The sequence below is a fragment of the Paenibacillus lactis genome (genome assembly GCF_017873605.1).
GTDB classification, from domain to species: Bacteria; Bacillota; Bacilli; order Paenibacillales; family Paenibacillaceae; genus Paenibacillus_AQ; species Paenibacillus_AQ lactis.
Genome location: NZ_JAGGKI010000001.1, coordinates 84,537 through 104,710, shown reverse-complemented (window position 1 = coordinate 104,710; position 20,174 = coordinate 84,537). Strand labels below are relative to the sequence as shown.

17 protein-coding genes are annotated in these 20,174 nt (G+C 55.3%); 15 read left to right on the top strand and 2 right to left on the bottom strand.

Annotation, left to right across the window (positions count from 1 at the left end):
* Positions 1 to 193 precede the first annotated feature (193 nt).
* The 10 genes from prfB (at position 194) to argH (ending at position 11,852) form a co-directional block, all read left to right on the top strand.
* Positions 194 to 1,307, top strand: a protein-coding gene (gene prfB, locus J2Z18_RS00370) for a peptide chain release factor 2 (RefSeq protein WP_100085298.1) whose coding sequence is annotated in 2 segments (ribosomal slippage) — positions 194 to 265 and positions 267 to 1,307 — 1,113 coding nt in all. Because the reading frame shifts where the segments join, the coding sequence is not laid out codon by codon here.
* Positions 1,308 to 1,331: 24 nt separating this feature from the next.
* Positions 1,332 to 2,237 (top strand): YitT family protein, encoded by a 906-nt coding sequence (locus J2Z18_RS00365; RefSeq protein ID WP_210093987.1) that lies wholly within the window; start codon positions 1,332 to 1,334, stop codon positions 2,235 to 2,237.
* A gap of 213 nt (positions 2,238 to 2,450) precedes the next feature.
* On the top strand, positions 2,451 to 3,026 hold the full coding sequence (locus J2Z18_RS00360) for a GNAT family N-acetyltransferase (protein WP_210093986.1): 576 nt from the start codon (positions 2,451 to 2,453) through the stop codon (positions 3,024 to 3,026).
* Positions 3,027 to 3,233: 207 nt separating this feature from the next.
* Positions 3,234 to 4,286, top strand: coding sequence for an N-acetyl-gamma-glutamyl-phosphate reductase (gene argC / locus J2Z18_RS00355; RefSeq protein WP_210093985.1), 1,053 nt, complete (start codon positions 3,234 to 3,236; stop codon positions 4,284 to 4,286).
* 18 nt (positions 4,287 to 4,304) lie between these two features.
* A complete protein-coding gene (gene argJ / locus J2Z18_RS00350) occupies positions 4,305 to 5,531 on the top strand; it encodes a bifunctional glutamate N-acetyltransferase/amino-acid acetyltransferase ArgJ (RefSeq protein WP_210093984.1) in 1,227 nt (408 codons plus the stop codon).
* 87 nt (positions 5,532 to 5,618) lie between these two features.
* Entirely contained in the window at positions 5,619 to 6,398 is a 780-nt protein-coding gene (gene argB / locus J2Z18_RS00345; RefSeq protein WP_210094168.1) for an acetylglutamate kinase, read from the top strand.
* A 199-nt stretch (positions 6,399 to 6,597) separates the two neighbouring features.
* Complete coding sequence (gene argD / locus J2Z18_RS00340; protein ID WP_210093983.1) at positions 6,598 to 7,836, top strand: acetylornithine transaminase; 1,239 nt, start codon at positions 6,598 to 6,600, stop codon at positions 7,834 to 7,836.
* A 51-nt stretch (positions 7,837 to 7,887) separates the two neighbouring features.
* Positions 7,888 to 8,844 carry an ornithine carbamoyltransferase gene (gene argF / locus J2Z18_RS00335; RefSeq protein WP_210093982.1) on the top strand — a complete coding sequence of 319 codons (957 nt, stop codon included), beginning with the start codon at positions 7,888 to 7,890 and terminating at the stop codon, positions 8,842 to 8,844.
* 156 nt (positions 8,845 to 9,000) lie between these two features.
* A complete protein-coding gene (locus J2Z18_RS00330; protein ID WP_210093981.1) occupies positions 9,001 to 10,233 on the top strand; it encodes an argininosuccinate synthase in 1,233 nt (410 codons plus the stop codon).
* Positions 10,234 to 10,436: 203 nt separating this feature from the next.
* Positions 10,437 to 11,852 (top strand): argininosuccinate lyase, encoded by a 1,416-nt coding sequence (gene argH / locus J2Z18_RS00325; RefSeq protein ID WP_028406894.1) that lies wholly within the window; start codon positions 10,437 to 10,439, stop codon positions 11,850 to 11,852.
* Positions 11,853 to 11,959: 107 nt separating this feature from the next.
* On the opposite strand, the gene J2Z18_RS00320 is transcribed toward argH, so the two are convergent.
* Complete coding sequence (locus tag J2Z18_RS00320; protein ID WP_210093980.1) at positions 11,960 to 12,736, bottom strand: alpha/beta hydrolase; 777 nt, start codon at positions 12,734 to 12,736, stop codon at positions 11,960 to 11,962.
* A 375-nt stretch (positions 12,737 to 13,111) separates the two neighbouring features.
* Between J2Z18_RS00320 and J2Z18_RS00315 the strand changes: the two genes are divergently transcribed.
* Positions 13,112 to 13,840, top strand: coding sequence for a polymer-forming cytoskeletal protein (locus tag J2Z18_RS00315; protein WP_028406896.1), 729 nt, complete (start codon positions 13,112 to 13,114; stop codon positions 13,838 to 13,840).
* Between the two features lie 148 nt (positions 13,841 to 13,988).
* On the opposite strand, the gene J2Z18_RS00310 is transcribed toward J2Z18_RS00315, so the two are convergent.
* Entirely contained in the window at positions 13,989 to 15,434 is a 1,446-nt protein-coding gene (locus J2Z18_RS00310) for a VanW family protein (protein WP_144868631.1), read from the bottom strand.
* Between the two features lie 208 nt (positions 15,435 to 15,642).
* Here J2Z18_RS00310 and ftsE point away from each other — a divergent pair, with 208 nt between their 5' ends.
* The 4 genes from ftsE (at position 15,643) to J2Z18_RS00290 (ending at position 20,124) form a co-directional block, all read left to right on the top strand.
* Entirely contained in the window at positions 15,643 to 16,329 is a 687-nt protein-coding gene (gene ftsE / locus J2Z18_RS00305) for a cell division ATP-binding protein FtsE (protein ID WP_007132274.1), read from the top strand.
* On the top strand, positions 16,319 to 17,227 hold the full coding sequence (ftsX, locus tag J2Z18_RS00300; protein ID WP_028405453.1) for a permease-like cell division protein FtsX: 909 nt from the start codon (positions 16,319 to 16,321) through the stop codon (positions 17,225 to 17,227). Before ftsE ends, ftsX begins: the two co-directional genes overlap by 11 nt.
* A 26-nt stretch (positions 17,228 to 17,253) precedes the next feature.
* On the top strand, positions 17,254 to 18,528 hold the full coding sequence (locus tag J2Z18_RS00295; RefSeq protein ID WP_028405454.1) for a murein hydrolase activator EnvC family protein: 1,275 nt from the start codon (positions 17,254 to 17,256) through the stop codon (positions 18,526 to 18,528).
* A gap of 126 nt (positions 18,529 to 18,654) precedes the next feature.
* The gene (locus J2Z18_RS00290; RefSeq protein ID WP_007132271.1) at positions 18,655 to 20,124 is read left to right on the top strand and encodes a S41 family peptidase; all 1,470 of its coding nucleotides are present in this window, start codon (positions 18,655 to 18,657) and stop codon (positions 20,122 to 20,124) included.
* The last annotated feature ends 50 nt before the right edge of the window (positions 20,125 to 20,174 follow it).

The following is a 20,174-nucleotide window of genomic DNA, read 5'->3' as shown; positions in this document are numbered from 1 at the left end:
CATGCTCCCATACGAGACGGCACATGCTCCCGTAACGACACGGCTGCTGAACGATTTGAGCTAAAAAGCTTTAGCCTAGTCGCGTAGTTGAGCAAGTTAACAGCTAAATTTATCCTCCGAATGGAACGATTTCCCGGACGGAGAGGGTATACTGGAAGAAGATAAGATGCAAAGACAGAAAGGACGAGGACTTATGATCGATCCAAGCGTAAAGCAGGACCTGCGTGAAATCAGCAAGAAACTAACCAATCTTAGGGGGTCTCTTTGACTTAGATCTCAAGCAGGAGTTAATTGAGAATTTTGAGGAGAAGATGGCGGCTCCGGATTTTTGGGACGACAATGAGAAAGCTCAGGGCATTATCTCGGAGATGAATGCGGTCAAATCCGCGGTAGATTCATATCAGAAGCTGCAGCAGGACTATGACGATGCTGTCGTGATGATCGAGCTGGCGGATGAAGAGGGAGACGATTCCTTGGCCGGCGAGATCGGGGATACCATTAAGGAACTGGTCGGACGCGTGGAGGCGTTTGAGCTCCAGCTGCTGCTGAATCAGCCTTATGACAAAATGAATGCCATCCTCGAGCTGCATCCCGGCGCGGGCGGTACCGAGTCGCAGGACTGGGGCCAGATGCTGCACCGGATGTACACCCGGTGGGCCGAGAAACGCGGTTTCAAGGTGGAGACGCTGGACTACCAGCCGGGGGATGAGGCGGGCATCAAGAGCGTAACGCTATTGATTAAAGGCTTTAATGCTTACGGCTATCTAAAGGCGGAAAAAGGCGTTCACCGACTCGTCCGCATCTCGCCATTCGATTCCTCGGGACGCCGGCATACGTCGTTCGTATCCTGCGATGTCGTACCGGAAATTACCGATGACGTAGAGGTGGAAATCCGGACCGAGGATCTGAAGATCGATACGTACCGCGCAAGCGGCGCGGGCGGTCAGCATATCAACACGACCGACTCGGCCGTACGGATTACGCATATTCCGACTGGCGTCGTCGTAACATGCCAGAACGAACGCTCTCAGATCAAAAACCGCGAGCGCGCGATGACGATGCTCCGCTCCAAGCTCTATGAGCGCAAAATCGAGGAGCAGCAAAAGGAGCTGGCTGAAATCCGCGGTGAGCAGTCCGAAATCGCATGGGGCAGCCAGATCCGCTCGTATGTGTTCCATCCATACAGCATGGTGAAGGACCATCGCACCCAGGTGGAGACCGGGAATGTGGGCGCCGTGATGGACGGAGACCTGGATGCTTTTATCGACGGATATTTGCGCAGTCAAATCAAACAGGAAGTCGAATAGGCCGCGAGGAGAGATTTGAAGAACATGGCGCAGTCCGTTCGTAAACCATCCGCCAGCAAGAGAAGGCGGGAACCTATCATTCCGATCAACGGTCCGCTCCGTCAGACCGTCGATACGATCTTTATTATCGCCGGCTCCTTCATTATGGCGCTGGCGTTTAATCTGTTTTTCCTGCCGAACCACATTGCCTCGGGAGGCGTGTCCGGGTTATCCGTCCTTGTCCAAGCTTGGCTTGGCATTGAACCGGCTTTCACGCAGTGGGCGCTCAATATCCCGCTGCTGTTTCTCGCCTTCGGGCTGATCGGCCGCGAATATGGCGTCCGCTCCCTGCTGGGAAGCGTGGTGCTGCCGCTATTCGTGTTTTTGACCAAGGATTGGGTAATTCCGCTCTCTAATCCGCTGCTCGCCTCCATTTATGGAGGGATTGGCGTCGGCATCGGCATGGGGCTCGTCTACCGCGGCCGCGGCTCGACAGGGGGACTCAGCATTGTCGCGCAGCTGCTGCATAAATACAGCGGGCTTGCATTTTCCTTATGCATCGTCATTCTGGATGCGATCGTCATTTCTTCGGCAGCCATGGTGCTGTCATTGGAGCAAGCGCTGTATGCCTTAATCGGATTATATGTAACGGGCAAGGTGATTGATGCGATCGAGCTGGGCTTCAGCTTCACCAAGGTCGCTTACATTATCTCCGATCATACGGAGCCGATTACGAAGGCGATTTTGGAGGATCTAGACCGGGGCTTGACCAAGCTGACGGCTGAGGGCGGATATACCGGCGAACACCGGACCGTTCTGATGGTCGTCGTCGGCCAGAGCGAGATTCCCCGGCTGAAGACGGTGGTCCAATCGGTGGATCCGGATGCGTTTGTCATTATCCATAATGCACACGAGGTGCTGGGTGAAGGCTTTCGGAATATTAGAACCTAAATCATATAACATGATGCAAGAACGGCGTATGAGCGCCGTTCTTTTTTTATGGATATGGCTTGTTACCTTGAGCCGGTTCATGGCCGTTACAGGTTCTATTCAGGAGCCCGGCAGACTAAAGACGCAGTCGAAATAACGACAGGGAATTTTTTCTTTCTTTTTCAGGGGAAGCGCCTATAATGGAAACTAATATCTTGGAGGAGGCTACGAAAAATGGGGATTGAACGGATCTATGCAAGCCTGCCCGAACTAGAAACCGACCGTCTGCGCTTGCGCAGAATATCGATGCGGGATGCGGAGGATATGTACGCCTATGCCTCAAATGATGAGGTGGCCCAATACGTAACATGGGAAACTCATCGCTCGATTGAGGACAGCAAGCGATTTATTCAATACATATTAGCCCAATATGCCAAGCACGACATCGCACCCTGGGGAATAGAACTGAAGGAGAACGGCAGGCTGGTTGGCACGGTCGATTTCGTGTGGTGGAAGCCTGAGCATCAAAGCGCGGAAATCGGCTATGTGCTTGCTCGGGAATATTGGGGCCGGGGGATCATGACCGAAGCGGCTTCCGCGCTCTTGAAGCTTGGTTTTGGCGAAATGGATCTGATTCGGGTCCAAGCCCGCTGCTTCGAGGAAAATATCGGCTCCCAACGCGTCATGGAGAAGATCGGCATGCGTTATGAGGGGACACTGCGCAAAGCGATGAAGGTGAAGGACCGGCATTGGAATCTCAAAGTATTCTCGATATTAAAAGAAGAATATGAACGGGCGTCCGACTTATAGGGGGAGATTGACCCATTTCCAGCCAATTTATGAGAATCCATTGTATTTATATGAATACAGTCGTATAATAATACATATTTATGAGACGGATAATGGATTTGGAATCATGCAACCGTGCATAAGACCGCTTGATCAGGACGCTTACAAACAAGCAGGCGCCTTTCCACTCGCGGTCTATCGGATGTTCCGTGGGAGAGGGATGAGGATATGACAGACAACAAGCTGAGAGTTGCCATTGTAGGATCCACCGGTTATGGAGGCGTGGAGCTGATCCGATTGCTGCAGGCGCATCCTTACATCGAGATTACTTCGGTGATTTCATCATCGAGCAGCGGGGTCCCGATATCGGACGGATTCCCGCATTTGACGAATATTGTTGCGAAGAATCTGGATGGCGTTAATCCTGCGGAGATTGCGCAGGCTGCGGATCTTGTGTTCACGGCGACGCCTTCCGGCGTAAGCGCCAAGCTCGTTCCGGAGCTCCTAGCGGCAGGGCTGAAGGTTATCGACCTCTCGGGCGATTTCAGGCTTAAGGACGGTACTGCTTACGAGCAGTGGTATAAGCATCCGGCCCCTTCGTCCGAGCTTCTTGAAAAAGCCGTATACGGCTTGTGCGAGGTATTCGGAGACGAAGTGAAGGGCGTCGATTTCATTTCGAATCCCGGCTGCTACCCGACCGCTACGCTCCTTGGACTGATCCCGGCGATTAACGCCGGCTGGATTGACCCGGCCAGCTTGATCATCGACGCGAAGTCCGGCGTATCCGGGGCGGGACGGGGAACGAGCCTCATGACGCATTTTGCGGAAATCAATGAAAACTTCAAGGCCTACAAGGTCAACAAGCATCAGCATATCCCGGAGATCGAGCAGGTGCTCAGCCAAGTATCGGGCGAGCCCGTTACCGTCACCTTTACGACTCATCTCGTACCGATGACGCGCGGGATTATGAGCACGATGTATGCAACGCTCAAGGGATCGTATACCGAAGAGGACTTCATCGGATTGTATCGCGAGTACTATAAAGATCGCTCTTTTGTCCGCATTCGCGATAACGGCGTATGGCCGGCGACGAAAGAGGTTAGCGGCTCCAATTATTGCGACATCGGCTTTGCGGTGGATGCCCGAACGAACCGGTTGACCGTCATATCGGTCATCGACAATGTCGTGAAGGGCGCGGCCGGGCAGGCAATCCAGAATTTGAACCTGATGATGGGATGGGAGGAAAGCCTCGGTCTTACGTTTACGCCAGTGTATCCGTAACAGACGGGGGAGACGGACATGGGAGATAACTTATTTGCGATTTTGGAGGAAGGCACCATCGTGACGCCGAAAGGCTTCAAGGCTGCCGGTCTCCACTGCGGACTGAAGAAGACCGACCGCCACGACCTGGGCGCCATCGTATGCGAGGTGCCGGCTGTCGCGGCAGCTGTTTATACGACAAATGTATTTCAAGCGGCTCCGCTGAAGGTGACGCGGGAAAGCCTTGCGGACGGCAGGCTCCGCGCCATCGTGGTCAACAGCGGGAATGCTAATGCGTGCACAGGCAAGCAAGGTGAAGAGGATGCGTACACGATGCGTTCCCGGGCTGCCGCTGAGTTTGGCGTGGAGGAGAGCGACGTTGCGGTGGCGTCCACAGGCGTTATCGGCGAGCTGCTTAAGATGGACCGCGTGATTGCGGGCATAGAGGGCCTGCCGGGCCGTCTGAGCGGCGCTCGCGAAGGAGCGGAAGCCTTTAACCAAGCGATCCTGACAACGGACTTGGTGAAAAAAGAAGCCTGCGTAACCGTTTCGGTCGGCGGGGTGAACGTAACGATAGCCGGTTCGGCGAAAGGCTCCGGCATGATTCATCCGAACATGGCAACCATGCTCGGCTTCGTCACCACCGATGCGGTCATCGGGCAGGAGGCGCTGCAGCAGCTGCTTCGCCAGACGGCCGATTTGACCTTTAATATGATTACCGTTGATGGGGACACGAGCACGAACGATATGCTGATTGCCATGGCCAGCGGTCTGGCCGGGCATGATGAGCTGTCGCCGGCGCACCCGGATTGGGAAGCTTTTGCTTCCGGCTTTCAATATGTGTGCCGGATGCTCGCAATGGCGATTGCCCGGGACGGCGAAGGGGCAACGCATTTGATCGAGGTCCATGTTAACGGAGCGGAGACCGACGAGGACGCCCAGGCCATTGCGAAGACGATTATCGGCTCCAGCCTGGTCAAATCGGCGGTGTTCGGCGCCGATGCCAACTGGGGACGTATCATTGCAGCCGTAGGTCGAGCCGGCCGGCCGGTGAATCCCGAGACGGTCGATATTAAGATCGGACCGATATCGGTGCTGGAGCAGTCGAGGCCGGTGGCTTTTGACGAGGATGCCGCACTGGCCTATCTTCAGGGAGATACGGTGAATATCGAAGTGAAGCTCCATACAGGCAGTGGATCGGCCACCGCTTGGGGCTGCGACTTAACCTATGACTATGTACGAATCAATGCGGCTTACCGCACATAATACTTCAAGCAGTGACGGGAGGAGACGGATGTGAACAGCACGTTGAACCAGGAGGCGACCACGCCCGGCAATAAGGCGGGCGGAGACATGTTTGTGATGAAGTGCGGCGGAAGTACGCTGGCCGCCTTGCCGGACAGCTTCTTTGAGGATTTGAAGGGACTGCAGGAGAAGGGGGTTCAGCCGGTGATCGTGCATGGCGGCGGGCCTGCCATCTCCGGAAACCTGGAGAAGCTGGGGATCGAGACCGAGTTCGTGAACGGTCTGCGCAAGACGACGGAGGACGTGCTGGATGTGGTGGAGATGGTGCTGGCCGGCACGATCAACAAACAGATCGTACGCCGGATTCAGAGCGTCGGCGGCTCGGCCCTCGGCTTGTCCGGCTCCGACGGCGGCCTGATTGAAGCCCGGCCGGTTGCGAACAGCGCAGAGGTCGGCTGGGTTGGTGATGTCACGCTTGTGAAGTCCTCCATCCTTAACGGCGTGATGGAGATGGGCTATATGCCCGTTGTAGCACCGATCGGCGTCGATGCATCAGGGCAGCGCTACAACATTAACGCGGATACGGCAGCAGGCGCAGTCGCTTCTCATCTCGGCGTAGCCCGGATGATCGTCGTAACCGACGTGCCCGGCATCATGAAGAGTGCGGGGGGCGAGAAGCGGGTGCTGCCGACCGTTACGGTGCAGGAGATCGAGGATATGATCGGTACGGGTGAAATCTACGGCGGCATGATTCCGAAGGTCAGGGCAGCCATTGCCTGCATTCACGGCAAGGTGCGCGAGGTCGTCATTGTGGACGGCAGCGAGCCGAATGTACTCAGCCGCGTAGTCGCAGGCGAAGTGCTCGGGACGCGCATTGTTCGGATGTAGCCGCCAACACCGTACGGATAGCTGAAGAATCACAATCATAGAACGGGGTCTTCGTAAGACCCCTTGAGGATCGGAAGGCCGGGCCGAATTCAAGATTCGATGCCGAGCTTACTTCTTAATTGGCTTCGTGATCAAAAGCCGACTTTTTGAACAACTTCTTCAATTAAGCAAAGCCATAAGTAAAGGAGTGTAACAGGTCATGGGGAAAGATGCACAAGGAAGCGGAAGCGCAGCGGCTAATGCGGCAGCGGGAGGCCATGAGAGCTCATTGTTTCAGACCTATGCGAGATACCCGCTCAGCCTCGTCAAAGGGGAAGGCAGCTGGTTGTGGGACGATCAAGGCAATAAATATTTGGACTTTATGGCCGGGCTTGCGGTAACCAATCTCGGGCATGCCCCGGTTAAGGTGAAGGAGAAGCTGAAGGCCCAGCTGGATGAGCTGTGGCACGTCTCGAATCTGTTCCATATTCCGGGACAGGAAAAAGCAGCGGCGCTGCTGACCGCAAACACCTGCGCGGACGCGGTCTTCTTCTGCAACAGCGGCGCGGAGGCGAACGAAGCCGCGATCAAGCTGGCTCGCCGCTATCACCAGAAGGTGAAGGGCAGCGGCCGTTATGAGATCATTACCTTTACGCAGTCTTTCCACGGCCGGACGCTGGCCACGCTGACCGCTACGGGACAAGACAAGGTGAAGGAAGGCTTCCTTCCGCTCCCTGCCGGCTTCCTGAGCGTTCCGCTGCATGACCTGCCGGCACTGGAAGCGGCGATTAACGACAACACCGCGGCCATCATGATCGAGATGGTGCAGGCCGAAGGCGGCGTGCATCCGGTCGAACCTGAATTCTTACAGGCCGTCACGGAGCTGTGCAAGCAGCACGGGCTGCTGCTCATCGTTGACGAGGTGCAGACCGGCATGGGCCGGACCGGCAAGCTGTTCGCGCATGAGCATTACGGCATCGAGCCGGATATTTTCACGGTAGCCAAGGGGCTTGGCTCCGGCTTCCCGGTCGGCGCGATGCTCGGGAAGGGCTATCTGCGCGATGCCTTTACGGCAGGCAGCCATGGATCGACCTTTGGCGGGACGCCGCTGGCAAGCGCGGTGGTAGCCGCTACGATCGAGGCGATGCTGGAGGACAGCGTGGCTCAGCGCGCAGCGGAAGCGGGCGAATACTTGACGGCTCAGCTGCAAGAGAAGCTTGCGGGAATTCCTTTTGTGAAAAGCATTCGCGGAAAAGGCCTTCTGATCGGCATTGAATGCGCGGAGCCGGTTGGCGAGCTGGTGCTGGAGGGGCAGCGCCGCGGACTGCTGTTCGTAACCGCAGGACCGAATGTGATCCGCCTCCTTCCGAATTTGCTTGTCACACGGGAGGAAATTGATCAGGCGGTGTCGATCCTTACGGATATTATTCATGCCCATACGGCGGTTAACCAAGCATAGAAAGTCATGATACAATAGAAAAATACAGCAAACAGCAAGGAGGACAAGGGGATGACCGCTAGCGGACAACTACAGGGAATCAGCTTGAAAGGCCGGGATATGATCGAATTGGACGAGTATTCCACCGAGGAAATCCAGTTTTTGCTGGACTCGGCGATCGAGCTAAAGCGTAAGCAGAAGAACGGAGAGGTGTACCAGCCGTTAAAGGGGAAGACGCTCGGACTTATTTTCGAGAAATCCTCGACACGGACCCGGGTCTCCTTCGAGGTCGGCATGTTCCAATTGGGCGGCCATGCGCTCTTCTTGAGCAAGAACGATATTCAGCTCGGACGCGGGGAGCCGATCAGCGATACGGCGCAGGTCATGTCCCGTTATCTGGACGGCATCATGATCCGTACCTTCGGGCACGACAATGTCATCAACCTCGCGAAGCATGCATCCATTCCGGTGATCAACGGCTTGAGCGACATGGCGCATCCTTGCCAGGTGCTGGCTGACCTGCAGACGGTGCTGGAGCATAAGGGCAAGCTGAAGGGGCTGAAAATGGCCTTTATCGGGGACGGCAACAATATGGCGCATTCCCTGCTGATCGGCGGAGCAAAGATGGGCATGCATGTGGCGGTAGCGAGCCCTGAGGGTTATATGCCGGATGAAGGCATTGTGAAGCTGAGCGAAGAGATTGCGGCGCAAACCGGTGGAAAAATCACGATCACGCATGATCCGATCGAAGCTGCCAAGGATGCCGATGTCATCTATACCGATGTATGGGCGAGCATGGGCTTTGAAGAGGAGCAAGCCGAACGGGAGGCCGCTTTTGCGGATTTTCAGGTGAACGAGGAGCTGGTCAAGGCGGCGAAGCCGGATTACTTGTTCCTGCACTGTTTGCCGGCCCATCGGGGCGAAGAGGTTAGCGAAGGCGTGATCGACGGCGCGAACTCCGTCATTTTTGATCAGGCCGAGAACCGGCTGCATGCGCAAAAAGCGTTAATGGTTGCATTAATGGCATAATAGAGGTTGTTCAAAAAGTCATCCTTGGGTCATGAAGTGAGTCAAGGAGCAATTCGGCATCGAATCTTGAAATACGAAGATTGGACCGTTTGTTGGTCTAGCTTGTGAAAGACGCAAGAATAGGATTTGTTAGTTACAAGGAGAGGGAGTTTAACCATGGCAAAGCAAAAAATCGTATTGGCGTATTCCGGCGGTCTGGATACGTCCGTTATCCTCAAATGGCTCAAGGAAACGTATGACGCTGAAATCATTGCGTTCACGGCGGACATCGGCCAGAAAGAAGAGCTGGACGGCCTGGAGGAAAAAGCGCTCGCTACCGGCGCCTCCAAAGTATATATCGACGACCTGCGCGACGAGTTCGCTAAAGATTTCATCTTCCCGATGTTCCAAGCGGGAGCGATGTATGAAGGGCAATACCTGCTCGGCACAAGCATCGCGCGTCCCCTTATCGCCAAGCGCATGGTGGAGATTGCACGCGCGGAAGGCGCTACGGCGATCGCTCACGGGGCAACGGGCAAGGGCAATGACCAGGTGCGCTTCGAGCTCGGCGTAGCCGGACTTGCTCCTGACATTGATGTAATTGCGCCATGGCGCCTTGAGGAGTTCCGTAACTCCTTCCCGGGACGCGCCGAGATGATCGCATATGCGGAAGCGCACGGCATTCCGGTCACGGCTTCTGCGGCGAAATCGTATTCGATGGACCGCAACCTGCTTCATATCAGCTACGAGAGCGGCGTGCTGGAAGATCCTTGGTTTGACGCAAGCGCGGAGGCAAGCAAGGATATATATCTGCTCAGCGTTTCGCCTGAGGACGCGCCGGATGAGGCGGAATACCTGGAGCTGGAATTCAAGCAGGGCAATGTCGTTGCCCTCAACGGCGAGGCGATGAGCCCGCTGCAGGTGATGGAGAAGCTCAACGAGCTTGGCGGCAAGCACGGCATCGGCCGCGTCGACATGGTGGAGAACCGCTTCGTCGGCATGAAGAGCCGCGGCGTTTATGAGACGCCAGGCGGAACGATTCTGTTCACCGCCCATCGCAAAATGGAGTCCATCACCATGGACCGCGAAGTAATGAACCTGCGCGACAGCCTGATCACCCGATACAGCACGCTCGTATACAACGGCTTCTGGTTTGCGCCGGAGCGTTTGGCGCTTCAGGCGCTGGTAACGGAAAGCCAGAAGAACGTCACCGGCACGGTGCGCGTGAAGCTGTACAAGGGCAATGTGATCGGCGCCGGCGTGAAGAGCCCGGTCAGCTTGTACAATCCGGATATCGCCACGATGGAGGCCGACCCAACGCAAGCCTATGATCAAGGCGATGCTACCGGCTTTATCCGCCTGAACGCGCTGCGGCTGAAAGTGGCGGCGGGCGTAAACCAGAATAAGTAAGCAATCCAGTTCAAAAGTTCATTTTATAAAATGCAAGCAAGATAAGCATTGTAAGCCACGCAAAGCTATGCAAGTAATGAAGGGGCTGAAGGCCGTTTTCATGCTTGGGATTCGCGGACAGGAGCAGCCTTTAAGCAGGTGCTCTTGCTGCCATCCCCGGCGGGAAGCGGCCCTCTGCCTTCAAACAGAGAGGGGCAAGTGTTGTGAGCAAGTTATGGGGCGGACGTTTTACGAAGCAGACCAACGCGCTGGTGGAGGAGTACACGGCTTCCATCGGTTTTGACAAGCAGCTGGCGGAGGAGGACATCCAGGGCAGTCTGGCGCATGTATCCATGCTGGGCAAGTGCGGCATCGTGCCGGTCGAGGATGTGGAGACGATCAAAGCGGGCTTGAATAAAGTGCTTGAGCGCATCCGCGAAGGAAGCATCGAGTTCTCGGTTTCGGACGAGGACATTCATATGAATATCGAGAAAAATCTCATTGAGGAAGTCGGGCCGGTCGGCGGGAAACTCCATACCGGACGAAGCCGGAACGACCAGGTAGCGACGGATATGCATCTGTACCTGCGCAACCGTGTCGTTGCACTGACCGGCATGCTGCATGAGCTTCAGACGGCGCTGATCGGACAGGCCAAGGACAATCTGGATACGATCATTCCGGGATATACGCATCTGCAGCGCGCGCAGCCGATTCTGTTCGCCCATCATCTGATGGCGTACGTGTCGATGTTCCAGCGGGATATCGACCGGCTGATCGACAGCTACAAACGGATCAATATCTTGCCGCTGGGCGCCGGAGCGCTTGCCGGCACGACGTTCCCGATCGACCGGCACTATGTCGCCGAGCAGCTCGGCTTCGACGGCGTGTACGAGAACAGCTTGGATGCGGTCAGCGATCGCGACTTCATTCTCGAATTTTTGGCGGACGCTTCGATCATCATGATGCATCTGTCCCGCTTAAGCGAAGAGCTGGTGCTGTGGAGCAGCACGGAGTTCAATTTCATTGAGCTTGACGATGCATTCTGCACCGGCAGCAGCATCATGCCGCAGAAGAAAAATCCGGACGTGCCGGAGCTGGTTCGCGGCAAAACCGGACGCGTATACGGCAATCTGATGGGCCTGCTCACCGTGCTGAAGTCGCTTCCGCTTGCTTACAACAAGGACATGCAGGAGGACAAGGAAGGCATGTTCGATACGGTAGCCACGCTGGAAGGAGCGCTGCAACTGTTCGCGCCGATGATTGCCACGATGAAGGTCAACAAGGGGCGCATGCGCGAAGCGGTGAATACGGACTTCTCGAATGCGACGGACATTGCGGATTTCTTGGTCGGCAAGGGACTGCCGTTCCGGCAGGCGCATGAGGTGATCGGCAAAACGGTGCTGTACTGCATCCAGAATAACAAATATTTGCTGGACTTGACGCTGGAGGAATTCCGTCAGTTCTCGGAGCTGTTTGATGACAGCATTTACGGCGTTCTGCAGCCGGAGACGGTGGTTAACGCCCGAAACGTATACGGCGGCACGGCGACCGCTCAGGTGAAGGATGCGATCGAGCGCAGCGTGAAGCTGCTGCAGGCGACCGAGGAGTGGCTTGCTCTTCGGCAAGGCAATGTGGAGTAATCCCATCAGCTGAATACATGCAATAATGAAAAAATGCACTCATGGAGCGAAAGCGCCGGCTGCAGCCGCAGGGGCCCTCGCTTAAGAGTGCATTTTTTTACTTGGGTTTACTTTTTCAGAGGGAGCCACTTTAACACATCTTGAATATGGGTGTCCCAGTAGCCCCAATCATGACCGCCCGGTCCTTCCTGATAGGTGTAGTCCAGCGAGGTCTGCTCGCAGACCTGGCGGAAGGACTGGTTATCCTCATACAGGAAGTCCTCGGTTCCGCAGCACTGGTACAGCATCGGCTTCGGTCCATCGCTGGCGTCCACCTTGCTCACCAAATGCAGCAAGTCGTCGTCCGTTCCGGAAATGTCGCGGTCCCCGTAGATGAGCCTGTTGTCATAATGCCGGTCTTCGGCAGGGCCGATCCGGCTCACCATATCAAGCGCACCGGACAGGCTTGCAGCCGCCGCGAACGTTTGCGGGCAGCGCAGTCCGAGCTTGAACGCACCGTAACCGCCCATCGACAGGCCGGCGACAAAATTATCCTCCCTGGCATGGGAGAGCGGGAAGAAGGAGCGGGCGAGAGCCGGCAGCTCCTCGCTGATGAAGGTCCAGTATTTGCCGCCGTGCTCCATGTCGGTATAGAAGCTGCGGTGTACCTGCGGCATGACGACCGCTAATCCCATGGAGGCCACATAGCGCTCAATAGAGGTGCGGCGGAGCCAGATCGAATCGTCATCGGACAAGCCGTGCAGAAGGTACAGCGTTGGATGCAGGCCGCTGCCTGCCGTATTGGTCATGCCGATCTGTGCGGAGGTCTGCTGCGGCAAGATGACGGTCATGGACGTGCTGAGCCCAAGCACTTCGGAGAAGAAATGACATTGAATCAAAGCCATGGTATGTATCCCCTTTCATCATCAGGATCAGAAATAGCTAATGCGTTTACATATGGGATCATATCATAATTTAGCAGGCTGCAGCTGTAAAATTTCCCTGCCATTCTTTTTAACGCCTCGGTCTCAAGACCGAGGAAAGATTCAGCCATCAGGCGGTTTAGCGAGGGATGCTGTTGTGATAATCTACTAAGAGAACGGAGCTCACCAGCGTAGAGCTGATGCTCCTTTTGTGATCCGGCAGAGGATTCCGCCGACAAGGGTGGAATTCTTAATGTAACGATAGAATGAAGATACCATTCGACGACTTATAATAACCGACTATAACGACTATATAAGGTGATTTCACCCTATGTAATATATTGGAGGAGGACTACCATGATACCCTATGAAGAGAAGCTGTCCGATCTGAAAATTGCCGGTACCGGGAATGCAACGGGCGGCCGGTACGGCAAAGTTCGCATCGACGGCTCGGGCCAAATCAACGGCGATATCGAATGCGTCGACTTGGTTGCGAACGGGAATATGAGCGTGAACGGATCCTTGATGACGCAGAAGCTTCGCGTGAACGGATCCGGCACCGTCCATGGGGCCGTTGAGGCGGAAAGCCTAAATGTGGCCGGCAACTTGAACCTGAAGGATCAGCTGCGCAGCCGTTTCATCGAGATCGGGGGGCACTGCAGCATTCATGGCGATTCGGAATCCGAACGGCTCACGTTAAGCGGCAATCTCCGCGGACATGGCGATGTTCGGAGCGAATGGGCGGAGCTTAGAGGAAGCTTTAACATCAGCGGCCGGCTGCATCTTGGTAACGGAGATATCCGTCTATTCGGACGCTGCAAGGCCCTGGAGGTCATCGGCGACCGGATAACGGTGCGCCGTAAGGGCAAGCGGCTGTGGGAGATGCTGTCGTTCTCCTTAAGCGGGCCAAGGCTGGAGGCCCGGGTAATTGAGGGAGACGTTCTGGATTTGGAATACGTTGAAGCCGATATGGTTCGCGGTAACCGGGTTATTCTCGGCAAGGGATGCAAGGTGCGGCAGGTCGAGTTCCGGGATGAGCTGAGCCGGGATCCCGAGGCGGAGATCGGGACGGCGCACAGATTTTAAGCCGGCAAGACGGGCATGCTGAAATCATACGCTAGGGAACTGCCCCATAAGTAGTTTTTCTACTATGGGGCAGTTCTTTTTTTCATGTCTATAGATCCCCTGCACGCACAGAAGAGTCACGCGTATCGCATGAAGTTAGTCAAGCATGTTAAGGCGCGGCCGTAATTCCGTCTTCCACCACCTCTTCCTTAGGCGTTTCGTTAGGTACCGGCATCCCGTCGTCATGGGTCGGATTGATGGCAACGATGCTGTCTTGGGCGCGGTACGTATCCGTGGAAATTTTAACGCGTTCCACAAGCTTGCCGTTCACCTTTTTGGTCCGGAATGTTTCGACTACATAACCGGGCTTGCCCTGCTGAATGACCTGCTTGAAGCCTGGCGGCAGCGCTTTGTTGTGGATGATCTTTTCCGGTGATGGCAGCGTTTCGATCGTCGAGGATTCCAGCTCATAGACGGTATCTTCGGGAAAGGTTCCGAACATTTTGACCGTCAGCGCATCGTCCGATACTTCGGAGAGAATGAGCAGATGCTTCCCGGTGTTATTGCGGAAGCGGAAGTTAATCGCCCCTTCGGCAAAAGTGGCATCCTGCCCCTTAGGCATATAGCTGACCGGCAGAGAGTGATTCCGGCGCTCGGTGATGTCAAGCCCGATCATGAGGGCGGCGTGATACACCGTGCTTGATACTTGGCAGATGCCGCCGCCGATTCCCGGCACGAGCTTGCCGTTTACGATAACAGGCGCTTCCTTGAAGCCGTATTCCTTCTTGGCGGTATCGATGACGTGCGCATAATTGAATTCATCGCCCGGCTTCAAGATCATGCCGTCTACCGCCTTGGCCGCCGCCGTTACGTTATGGACCCTTCCGGGCCCGCTGGCTCCAAGGCTTGTTGAGAACTCGACGATCTTGCGCGCTATGCCTTCCGCCTGAAGCGACTCTAGCGTCACGGGGGGCTTCTCAAGGTTTAGAGGCAATTCCAGCACCAACTCGGTGCCCGCCTGCTTCCCGGCCGCCGACAGGTCGCCCGGCAGCGCTGCCCCCAGCCGATCATATAACATGGCCCAATCGATGCGGTAAGCAGTCTTCTCCGGCATGTATCTGACGATATCATCCTCGGAAATGCTCCGCACGGCATTGACGGGCTCTCCGAATCGCTCCTTCTCCCATTCCTCATTAAGCCGCTTCTTCAGCAGGTCCCGGTTCCACGCGGCGGAAATTTCCCATTCTGACCGAAAGTTTCGCCTGAACCACATCTGTTCCCATAAGGTGCCGGAGTTGTCCTGGAGCTTGCTTACAGCCTCCCGGAACGATTCCGCATCATATCGAACTCCAGCCTCCTTCAGTGTAAACGTCTCCGTCTTCCCCTTCAGCATGGCCGCCTGCAGCTTGACCTTCGTGCCGGCCAGGGCAGCCAGCCGCTGATCGAGCTCGGCCAGTACCTCATCGGCGGGCCTGCCGCCGACATCCCATCCGGACACGACAACCCCTTCAGGAAGCTCCTTCTGATTGACGTACAGGGTCAGCATGCCGAATCCTACGGAGAGGACCAGCACCAAACTGCTGACAATGATGAGACCAAGATGAATTTTTTTCATGCAAAACCACCCTCTTAACTTCGTATTGGCCGACGTTCATGCGCTTGTTCATGTATATGTCACGATGGGGATAAACTTTCGGGTACTCAAAAGGTAACAAATTTGTTACAATAGGTGGTGTTGTGAGGATTTTTCAGGAATTTTAAAGGAATTCAATGGAAGCTGTCGAAATTATAAAGGCTAATTATGGATTGGGAAGTGATTCTTAGTGATTGAAATGCAAGACGTTTGGAAGACTTACCCGAACGGCGCTCATGCGCTGCAAGGCGTGTCGGTTAAGATCAACCGGAATGAATTTGTCTATGTCGTCGGACCGTCCGGTGCGGGAAAGTCGACGTTTATGAAGCTTATTTATAGAGAAGAAGTGCCTACCAAGGGGCAAATTTCCGTGAACGGATTCAATATCGGGAAGCTGAAGCAGCGCAAAATCCCCTATGTTCGGCGCAATATCGGGGTGGTTTTCCAGGACTACCGCCTGCTGCCAAAGCTGACAGCTTACGAAAATGTAGCTTTTGCCATGGAAGTCATCGAGGCGCCGCAGCGAATCATCAAGAAACGGGTGATGGAAGTGCTGGAGCTTGTCGGGCTGAAGGCCAAGGCGAACCGCGAGCCTTCCCAGCTATCCGGCGGCGAGCAGCAGCGGATTGCAATCGCGCGGGCGATCGTGAACAATCCGTCGGTCATTATTGCGGACGAGCCTACCGGGAACCTGGATCCGGAGACATCTTGGGAAATCATGCAGCTGCTGGACGAGATCAATTTTCGCGGCACAACGATTGTCATGGCCACGCATAACAAGGAAATCGTCAACACCATGCGCAAACGCGTACTAGCCATCGAGCGCGGACAGATCGTGCGCGACCAGCTGAGAGGAGAATACGGGTATGAGTTTTAGAACCTTCTTGCGGCACCTGCGGGAAGGGGCGAAGAGTATATTTCGCAACGGCTGGATGTCTGTCGCATCGGTAACTTCCATCGTGGTGTCGTTATTTATATTGGGTGTGTTCATGCTGCTTGTAATGAACGTAAACGCGTTAGCCGATAAAGCAGATAGTAATGTGCAGATCAACACCTACTTGAATCTGAATGTCGACGAGGCGCTTCGGGAGAAGATCCGCAGCGAGATCGAGACGATGCCGGAGGTCAGCTCGATTAAATACGTATCCAAGGAAGACGGGATGAAGGAGCTGGAGGAGAGCCTCGGCTCGGAATGGCTGGAGGGCTTCAGCGAAGAGGACCAGAACCCGCTGCCGGATGCGTTTGAGGTATCCGTCATCGAGCCTACGACCGTCGGCTTCGTCGCCGACAAGATTAGCGCTTTGAACGAGAAGTACGCGGAGGAGCCGATCATGCGCGTCAAGTACGGCGAAGGAACGGTGGAAACGCTGTTCAAAATCACGCGGACGGTCCGGAATATCGGCTTCATATTCGTCGCCGGACTGGGACTGATGTCGATGTTCCTGATTTCGAATACGATCCGTGTTACCATTCTGGCCCGCAGACGTGAGATCGGCATTATGAAGCTGGTCGGTGCGACCAACAGCTTCATCCGCTGGCCGTTTTTCGTCGAGGGGGCATTGATCGGCCTCGTCGGCTCGATTGTCACGGTGACCCTGTTGTTTGTCGGATACGGACGCTTGTATGCGGCCGCTCAGACCGATATGACGCTTGCCAAGAGCCTGATCCCGCTTGGAGACCTGTGGTTGTGGCTCGGCGGAATCATCATTGTGCTCGGCGTTGCGATCGGAGTCTGGGGCAGCACCATGTCGATCCGTAAGTTTTTGAAAGTCTAAACCAGGTAAAGGATGGGGAGCGAACGTTGAAGAAAATCGCCGCTGGAGTAGCAGCCTTATTATTGGCCTCTGTTATGATCCAACCCTCTGACGGACAAGCTGAGAAGAAGACCGCAGCCGACGTCGACCGTGAGCTGAAAGTGCTGCAGGAGCAGGTCCGCGAGGCCAGAGCCCAGAAGAGCAAGGCTGCCGAGGAGAAGAAGGAAGCGCAGCATTATAAGAAAAAGACGACCAAAAACCTGAAATATGTCATGGAACAAATCAGCATCGTCAGCAACGAGCTGATGAAGATATCGATGAAGATCGAGGAAACCGAGGATAATCTGAGAACGACGACGAAGGAGCTTGAAGCGGCCGAGGAGCGCATCGCTTCCCGCGAGAAGCTGCTGGAATCCCGCATTCGTTTGATCTATATGGACGGGCAGCCTTCCTATCTTGATGTGCTGCTCTCCTCCACAAGCTTCAGCGATTTTCTGGAGCGGGCGGATTCCTTAAAGACGATCGTCAATCAGGACCAGGATTTGCTCGTGCAGCATAAACAGGACAAGCTCCTTGTCATCGAGAAGAAGAAACAGCTCGAGACCCAGTATGCGACGGCGAAAGATCTGTACGCACAGATGGAAGACCGCAAGAGCCTCCTGAATGAGAAGGAAAAGGAGAAGCGCGTGCTTCTCGCCCAGTATGATCAAGAGATCGAGGATGCAGAGATTTTGACCAAGGAGCAGGACCAGATGCTGGTGGCCTTGGCCAGCAAACGATCGGATCTGCAGAAAGAGAAGAACAAGCTGGCGGCTGAAGAGGCTGCACGCAGAGCAGCTGCTGCGAAAGCGGCAGCCGCCGCGGCGGCGAAACGGGCGAAGGCGACCAAGCTTGGCGGAAGCAAGGGAGGCGGATTTACCGGCAACGGAGGTCCGTTTGCGCTTCCGGTATCGGGGGCAAGACTCTCATCGGGCTATGGTCCGCGGGTGCATCCGGTAACGGGCGAGGTCGGCAAGATGCATACCGGCCAAGATTTTGCTGCTCCGCAAGGAACGGAGATCCGGGCAGCCGAGAGCGGCACCGTCATTCTGGCCGAATGGTGGAGCGGTTACGGAAACTGTGTTATTGTTGATCATGGGGGCGGCGTATGGACCTTGTACGGACATATCCGCAACGGCGGCATCATGGTGAGTGAGGGCGACAAGGTGTCCAGAGGCCAGAAGATTGCCGAGGTCGGATCGACCGGTCAAAGTACCGGACCGCATCTTCACTTCGAAGTACGGGTTAACGGATCGCCGGTTAATCCTGGGCCTTACCTGTAACGGCAGGGCGCATCTGCGCCACACATGCTTCGTACCGCTGTATAAATATTCCCGGTAAGCCTATCATATACTAGGTGGACGGGATTCCCGAAAGAGCAGTTGAAATGTACAAAGGCGGTGAAGTACATGCTGAAAAAACGAACGGTTGTCTTTCTAATGGTTGCCGCTATGCTGTGCGGTGTACTCATAACCATGGCATTGACCCAGCTGCCGGCTGCGCAGCAGACCGGAAACGGTGAAGGTCTTCTGGCGAGCATTTCGAACCGCAGCGGGCTTGATGACGCGGAGGCCAGGAAGCTCGGCACGGCGCTGGATTTGATCGAAGACAATTATTATAAGGACGTCGACCGGTCGAAGCTGGTTGACGGGGCAATTAACGGAATGATGGAAGCCCTTGGCGATCCGTATTCCAACTATATGGGCGAGGAATCCGCGAAGCAATTCACGGAGAGCATCGCAGGGTCCTTTAGCGGGATCGGCGCTGAAGTATCCTCGCAGGACGGCAATGTCGTCGTCGTATCGCCGATCAAGGGATCCCCGGCAGATAAAGCAGGCATTCGAGCCAAGGACACCATATTGTCCGTGAACGGCGAATCGCTGCAGGGCCTCGACCTGAACGCAGCGGTAGCCAAGATCCGCGGTCCGAAAGGCTCCAAAGCCGTACTGAAGATTAAGCGCGCAGGCTCCGATGAGCCGATCGAGCTTGTCATTGTTCGGGATGATGTTAGCCTGGAGACGGTGACGGCACGGATGGAGAAGGACGGCATCGGCATTATCGAGATTACCCAATTCTCATCAAATACCGGTGAACGCTTTACGGAAGAGCTTGAGAAGCTGGAGAAGCAGGGCATGAAGGGCCTCGTGATCGATGTGCGGAACAATCCGGGCGGCGTTCTGTCCGAGGTCATCGGGATCACCGAGAATTTTGTGCCGAAAGGCAAGCTGATCGTCCAAGTTGAAGACAAAGACAAGAAACGGGAAAAGCATGTGTCGAACGGGCAGGCGAAGCCTTATCCGATCACCGTTCTGATGAACAAGGGCAGCGCAAGTGCATCTGAAATTTTGGCCGGAGCGCTTCAGGAATCGGCAGGTGCGACCTTGGTCGGCGAGCATTCCTTCGGCAAAGGGACCGTTCAGACCAGCTTCGAGAAGCAGCTTGGCGACGGCAGCCTGTTGAAGGTCACCATTGCGAAGTGGCTCACGCCGAACGGCACCTGGATTCATGAGAAAGGGATTGAACCGGATATTAAAGTAGACCAGCCGGAATACTTTACGGTCGCCCCGATTGACAAGAAGAAGACCTACAAGTATGACGCGAACAGCAGCGACGTCAAGAATGCCCAAATTATGCTGGAGGCGCTCGGCTTTGATCCGGGTCGCACCGACGGATATTTCGACCGGGCGACAGAGAAGGCGGTCAAGAGCTTCCAGAGCAAGCATAAGCTGAAATCCGACGGCGTCCTTAACAGTGCGACGGCGGAAAGCCTGGAGGCAGCACTGATCGAGAAGATTCAGGATCCGAAAGTGGATAATCAACTGAATCGCGGACTTTCCGAAGTTCGGAAGGAAATCGCGGCAAGAGCGTCGAAACCATAAGAAGGCTGCAACTTAGCCTTCTTTTTTCTTTGATTCGAGAAAGGAGCGTG

Bases quoted from the DNA above. Each gene is read 5' to 3' on its own strand.
- J2Z18_RS00365 (WP_210093987.1), top strand. From the start codon at position 1,332: ATGGCGCAGTCCGTTCGTAAACCATCCGCCAGCAAGAGAAGGCGGGAA.
- J2Z18_RS00360 (WP_210093986.1), top strand. From the start codon at position 2,451: ATGGGGATTGAACGGATCTATGCAAGCCTGCCCGAACTAGAAACCGAC.
- argC (WP_210093985.1), top strand. From the start codon at position 3,234: ATGACAGACAACAAGCTGAGAGTTGCCATTGTAGGATCCACCGGTTAT.
- argJ (WP_210093984.1), top strand. From the start codon at position 4,305: ATGGGAGATAACTTATTTGCGATTTTGGAGGAAGGCACCATCGTGACG.
- argB (WP_210094168.1), top strand. From the start codon at position 5,619: ATGTTTGTGATGAAGTGCGGCGGAAGTACGCTGGCCGCCTTGCCGGAC.
- argD (WP_210093983.1), top strand. From the start codon at position 6,598: ATGGGGAAAGATGCACAAGGAAGCGGAAGCGCAGCGGCTAATGCGGCA.
- argF (WP_210093982.1), top strand. From the start codon at position 7,888: ATGACCGCTAGCGGACAACTACAGGGAATCAGCTTGAAAGGCCGGGAT.
- J2Z18_RS00330 (WP_210093981.1), top strand. From the start codon at position 9,001: ATGGCAAAGCAAAAAATCGTATTGGCGTATTCCGGCGGTCTGGATACG.
- J2Z18_RS00320 (WP_210093980.1), bottom strand. From the start codon at position 12,736: ATGGCTTTGATTCAATGTCATTTCTTCTCCGAAGTGCTTGGGCTCAGC.
- J2Z18_RS00315 (WP_028406896.1), top strand. From the start codon at position 13,112: ATGATACCCTATGAAGAGAAGCTGTCCGATCTGAAAATTGCCGGTACC.
- J2Z18_RS00310 (WP_144868631.1), bottom strand. From the start codon at position 15,434: ATGAAAAAAATTCATCTTGGTCTCATCATTGTCAGCAGTTTGGTGCTG.
- ftsX (WP_028405453.1), top strand. From the start codon at position 16,319: ATGAGTTTTAGAACCTTCTTGCGGCACCTGCGGGAAGGGGCGAAGAGT.
- J2Z18_RS00290 (WP_007132271.1), top strand. From the start codon at position 18,655: ATGCTGAAAAAACGAACGGTTGTCTTTCTAATGGTTGCCGCTATGCTG.